Here is a 5,300-nt window from a genome sequence, read left to right as displayed (position 1 = left end):
AACTATGGATTCGCGACGCAGAAGGCCCTGGCCGCGGAAAGAGCCATCGATCTGGAGCTCGATAACCTCGATTTCTGAAGCGGTCTGGGGAAATGGATTTCATCTGTGAGGGCGGGCGATGACGTTGCACGGATCCACCATCACCACGCCCTGGGACCGCATCCCCGCGCCCGTTCAAAAAAGCTGTGCAAGCAAAAAGCTTGTGTCCAAGTATCCTTGCCGATCATCCGATACCCCCGCAAATACTGCCCCGGACCGTTGCCAAGCCGCGTAGTTCCGCTACTGTTGGTGTGCGGACACTATCAATAAGACAAAGGTCGTAGGAGGGTCTGAATGAGAATTCGCGGGGACCGTTTCTGGTCATGGGCAGATCCAACGCTTCACCATCGTACGCACGATGAAACCTTCGACGATGGCACCCACATCGATGTGCAGGTGCGGCTGTCGCGCACCGGCGCCACGCAGATGTTCATCGGGGTCTATGCCGCGTCCGGCATGGCCTTGCACGAGGAGGCCCATGATACCCGTCCAGGGGAGTCCATGACCCGCGCGCTGGCGTGGGGCGTAGGGCGGGCAAGAAAAATCGCCAGCGAGCGTGTGCCGCATGTGCCACGGCGTGCGCCTGCGATGGCTGCGCAGCTCAGGTGCACGAGCTAGGCGAGCGTGTGAAGCGGGCCGGCGATTGAACCTCCAGGTCCGGCCCCTGATCGAAGCACTACAGCCAGTTGCGGAGATCAATCATGAACAAGGATACCGGCAGCACGCCTTCCCAGCGCAAACCGGGCGAGGTCGAGCGCGACAACGATGCGCTGAGGCCCGACCCGAAGGCGCCCGATGATCAGAAGACCACGGCGCAGCGCACCGCGAAGAGCGAAGGCACGACCGAGGACGGCGGGAAGCTGCCGCAATAGCCTCGGTCCTCAGGTCCTGGTTTCTTCATACAGCCAGTACACTACCCTCGAGACTGCGTTGCGCGTGGGGCGTTTCTCACGCGTGACCAGGAAAAATGCAGCGTCTCCCTGCAAATGGAAATCTTCGTCCAGCGCCAGCACCAGGCTGCCGGACTCCAGCGCGTTACTGACCAGCAGGCGCGGCACCAGAGCCACACCCATCCCACGCTCTGCCGCCTCGATGGCCAGGATGGTCTGCGAGAAGCTGGGCCCGTTGAATCGAGTGCCAGGTGCGCCGTAGTGGTCGAACCAGCGTTTCCAGTTGTTGTGGCTGTCGGAGATCAGCGCGGCATCGCTAAGGTCGGTCGGCCGTTGCCAGTGCTTGCCTTGGCGAAACTGAGGCGAGCAGACGGGTACAGCCTGGCCCGGCAGAAAGGGCCGCGCATGTCCCTCGGCGAAGGGTGGGGTGCCCCAGCGCACCGCCAGGTCGACACTGCCCTTGCCGTTCAGCGGACGGGTGCTGTCGGAGGCGTCGATCATCAGCGATAACCCGGGATGCGCCGCCGCCAGGTGGCCGAGCCGGGGGATCAGCCAGCGGCTGGCGAAGGCGGGCGTGGTGCTGATCAGTACATGCTCGCTGTCGGCCGGGTCGCCGCGTTCGAGCAGTTCCACGGTCGCATCTTCGATGACATCCAGCGCCAGCCGGACCCGCTGCACATAGTCGTTGCCGTTGTCAGTGGTCTTGAGCCCGCGAGGCAGGCGCTCGAACAGCGCCATGCCAAGCTTTTCCTCCAGGTTGCGCACCTGCTGGGCAACCGCACCGGGGGTCACGAACAGCTCTTCTGCCGCGGCACGAAAACTGCCCAGGCGGGCGGCCGCCTCGAAGGCGACCAGGTGATTGACGATTGCGGGGGCAGTGCGGCGCTTGACGCTCATCGGATAGCTTTCCTGCAGGCTCGCCTGAATATTCGTGATTGGTGCCACCTGCCGGATTCTGGCTTCATGACCCCTTGCTGTTCAACCCGCGCAGGAGCAAAACATGACACATCAAAACGTTGCGATCGTCACCGCCGGTGGCAGTGGCATGGGCGCCGAGGCAGCCCGCCGGCTGGCGGCCGATGGGTTCAGGGTGGCGATTCTGTCGTCATCCGGCAAGGGCGAAGCACTGGCCCAGGAGCTGGGCGGCATTGGCGTCACAGGCTCGAACCAGTCCAATGACGACCTCAAGCGTCTGGTCGACCAGGTGGTCGCGCAGTGGGGGCGGATCGATGTGCTGGTCAACAGCGCAGGCCACGGCCCCCGCGCGCCGATCCTGGAGCTGACGGACGAGGACTGGCATCGCGGCATGGATGTGTATTTCATGAACGTGGTGCGCCCCACGCGCCTGGTGACGCCGATCATGCAGCAGCAGAAGTCGGGCTCGATCATCAATATTTCTACGTTCGCAGCGTTCGAGCCAGACCCGGTCTTCCCGACCTCTGGCGTGTTCCGCTCGGGGCTGGCGGCATTCACCAAGCTGTTTGCCGACAAGTACGCGGCCGAGAACATCCGCATGAACAACGTCCTGCCGGGTTTCATCGACAGCCTGCCGGAAAAAGAGGAATTTCGCGGACGTATCCCCATGGAGCGCTACGGCCGCGTTGAGGAAATCGCCGCCACCATCAGTTTTCTGGCTTCCGATGGGGCAGGTTACATCACCGGCCAGAACCTGCGAGTGGACGGCGGCATTACCCGTTCGGTCTGACGGCGGCAGAAAAGGGCGACCTGGGCGTGCGAGTTCTTTTAGCATGTAGCCTGCCACTTCACTCAAGGACGCCCATGGGCGTCCAGCGCCCGGATAACCGTCATGACTGCCCCCGTTTTTCGCAAGGCCACCGCCCAGGACGCCAACCGCTGTTTCCAGATCGAAATCACCGCCTACGAAGGTGACGAAGCCGCGACACTTGAGAAAATCATCACGCGCATCGCCCAATACCCTGAAGGCTTCCTGATCATGGAGCTTGAAGGGGAGGTGATCGGATTCATCAACAGCGGCTGCGCCCATGAGGTGGTGATGTCGGATGAGGCCTTCAAGGAGCTCGTCGGCCACGACCCGCTCGCCCCGGACGTGGTCATCATGTCGGTGGTGATCGATCCGCCGCAGCAGGGCCGCGGTTTTGCCGTGCTGATGATGGAGCGTTTCGTCGCGCACATGCGCCAGGCAGGCAAGCGCAGCATTCACCTGATGTGCAAGCAGCGGCATGTAGGCTTGTACGAGCGCATGGGTTACCGCTATGTCCGCCCCTCGACCTCGGATCATGGCGGCATGGCGTGGGATGAAATGGTCATGGAGCTCTGATCGGCCACCAGTCTGATGCGCTTTATTTGCGCCGATCTGAATCTGTTTCCATATCAGCCGCCGCTCGACAATACCCCTGAGCCCAGCCGTTCAGCGGCGTGCGCTGGGTCTGCAATGCCTGCCGTGTCGCCAATGTTGAACGAGGTCATCATGATCAAGCTTGCTGCTTTCCTGGGTGGTTTTCTGGTGCTGACGCTGCTGATCGGCCTGCTCGGCACCATCCCGCCAAGCTGAAGGCTGTGCCTCCCGTCAGGTCCGCGACGTTCGGTCCGGGCCTGGACCCCTCTGGATCGGCTCTCGCGATCCCCCTGCGATATTCATGGACAAACGGTCCCTGCAAAATCGATTCACTCGTGTACTCTCCGCCGCCTTTACCCCCCGGCCGCACTGGGTGCTGGCCATTTGCCGTGGAGTTGAGCCATACATGGAATGCAAGAAGGGCGCTTCAGCGATGCTGGAGTGGCGTAGCCGTTTTCTGAGCGAAGGTGTTCTGCAAGAAGAGGATTATGACGAGGCGCTACGCAGCGCTGGTGCTCTTGAACGTTCGGGTGTGATCAATGCCAGGGAGTGGATCGAGCTGGTCCGTCAGGCCAACGCGGCGTTGCTGCGGCTGTCCTGATGTGGCTGTATTGCAACGGAAAAACTGTCCACAAAAAACGTGGGTAGGTCTGTGGATAAACCGCTGCAAGCCAGATGAGGGGCGGGCTTTGTTAAATTGTGTAGAAATTGTACAACCCTTGCCCAGGTTGCGCCTCGCCTGACGTCCCCGGCTTTAGCCGGGCTGGCGCTGCAGCTCAGACAGTGCAACCCGGTTGCGGCCGTGGGCCTTGGCCCGGTACAGCGCCTTGTCAGCCTGCGCAAGCAGGCCGTCGAGCGAGGCGACAGGGCAATCGGCGTCGCATCCGCCCAGGCCGATGCTCACGGTGATCCGCACGGTCTGGTTGAAATGCACCACGCTCATCTCCGCCACGGCGCGGCGCAGCCGCTCGGCGGTAAACGTGGCCTGCTCGGGAGACTGACCTGGCAGCAGCACGACAAACTCTTCGCCGCCAAAGCGGGCGAACAGCTCACCGCCCTGTAGCTGCTCACCCACCGTCTGGGCAAATTGCCTGAGCACCTGATCTCCCACAGCGTGGCCATGACGGTCGTTGATTGCCTTGAAATGGTCGATATCGAGCATCAGCACTGCCAGTGGCAGCGGGTGGGGGTGCCCCTTGCGGGCCTCAAGCAATGCGCCTGCGCGCAGGGCGAAGGCGCTGCGGCTCAGGACCTGGGTCAGGTGATCGTTGTCGGCCCGGTGCGACAGGCGGCTCATCAGGCCGCGGTTGGCTTGGCTGACACAGGCCACCACGAGCGGCCCCAGCACCAGCATGGCGATACCCAGGCGCGCCGACATCAGCGCCGAGACCCCAGGTTCCGTCTGGGGAATGGCGAAATGCACAAGGTGCTGCGCCACCGCGACGATCAGCGCGCTGCCGGTCATCAGCGTCAGCAGGGAGACCAGAAACGGCGAATAGGTCAGGGCGCACCAGAGCAAGGCTGCGATCGGAAAGGCGATGGCGCCAGGGCCGCCCAGGGCGATGCTCATCGATAACGAGACCAGCAGCACCAGCAGGGGAGCAAGACGGATCGGCTGACTGCCGCCGCGCAGCAGGGCGCTGGGCGAGGGTGCGGTCAGCATGGCTGGCAACACCAGGATGCCGGTGGAAAACTGCTCGCTGAACCAGGCTACCCAGGTGACACGCATCGACTGCTCGAACCACGGCGCGGCCATGACGCAGGCGAGGCTCGCTGCCACCGCGGCGCCGGCACCGCAGGCGCCGAACAGGCTCAGGACCCCATGGGGCGTGCGCAGGCGCCAATGCGCGCGGGGCAGGCGCACCAGCAACTGCCAGAGGGTCAGGATGACGCTCAGGTTGCACAGGTTGAACCAGAGTGCCGGCAGCCATTGACTGTCGCAGACCAGGTCAGCGCCGACCATTGCCACGTAGATCATCGTGAATCCGGTGAGGCTGGCTTGGCGTGGATAGCGCAGCAGTATGCCGGCGATCACCGCGTTGACGGGCCAGAAC

Annotated in this window: 7 protein-coding genes; 5 read left to right on the top strand and 2 right to left on the bottom strand. The window is 63.1% G+C overall.

Annotated features, from left to right (window positions below; translation table 11 throughout):
• Window positions 1-333: 333 nt before the first annotated feature.
• Together VJS90_RS04040 and VJS90_RS04035 are read left to right on the top strand one after the other, a co-directional pair.
• Window positions 334-657 carry a hypothetical protein gene (locus tag VJS90_RS04040; protein ID WP_324119359.1) on the top strand — a complete coding sequence of 108 codons (324 nt, stop codon included), beginning with the start codon at window positions 334-336 and terminating at the stop codon, window positions 655-657.
• Between the two features lie 83 nt (window positions 658-740).
• The gene (locus VJS90_RS04035; protein ID WP_324119358.1) at window positions 741-911 is read left to right on the top strand and encodes a hypothetical protein; all 171 of its coding nucleotides are present in this window, start codon (window positions 741-743) and stop codon (window positions 909-911) included.
• Between the two features lie 9 nt (window positions 912-920).
• Here VJS90_RS04035 and VJS90_RS04030 read toward each other — a convergent pair whose 3' ends face one another.
• Window positions 921-1,826 carry a LysR substrate-binding domain-containing protein gene (locus tag VJS90_RS04030; protein ID WP_324119357.1) on the bottom strand — a complete coding sequence of 302 codons (906 nt, stop codon included), beginning with the start codon at window positions 1,824-1,826 and terminating at the stop codon, window positions 921-923.
• A 103-nt stretch (window positions 1,827-1,929) separates the two neighbouring features.
• Between VJS90_RS04030 and VJS90_RS04025 the strand changes: the two genes are divergently transcribed.
• The 3 genes from VJS90_RS04025 (at window position 1,930) to VJS90_RS04015 (ending at window position 3,847) form a co-directional block, all read left to right on the top strand.
• Window positions 1,930-2,634, top strand: a complete 705-nt coding sequence (locus VJS90_RS04025) for an SDR family oxidoreductase (RefSeq protein ID WP_324119356.1) — start codon at window positions 1,930-1,932, stop codon at window positions 2,632-2,634.
• A gap of 102 nt (window positions 2,635-2,736) precedes the next feature.
• Window positions 2,737-3,228: a GNAT family N-acetyltransferase gene (locus tag VJS90_RS04020; protein WP_324119355.1), complete on the top strand. Its 492-nt coding sequence runs from the start codon at window positions 2,737-2,739 to the stop codon at window positions 3,226-3,228.
• Window positions 3,229-3,652: 424 nt separating this feature from the next.
• A complete protein-coding gene (locus tag VJS90_RS04015) occupies window positions 3,653-3,847 on the top strand; it encodes a hypothetical protein (protein WP_324119354.1) in 195 nt (64 codons plus the stop codon).
• 153 nt (window positions 3,848-4,000) lie between these two features.
• Here the strand turns inward: VJS90_RS04015 and VJS90_RS04010 are convergent.
• On the bottom strand, window positions 4,001-5,300 hold a 1,300-nt coding region (locus VJS90_RS04010; RefSeq protein WP_324119353.1), incomplete at its 5' end, for a diguanylate cyclase.

The sequence above is a fragment of the Pseudomonas sp. genome, assembly GCF_035277045.1.
GTDB lineage: Bacteria > Pseudomonadota > Gammaproteobacteria > Pseudomonadales > Pseudomonadaceae > Aquipseudomonas.
Note: the sequence above shows the minus strand (reverse complement) of the source record. Positions and strands in the feature narration are given on the sequence as shown.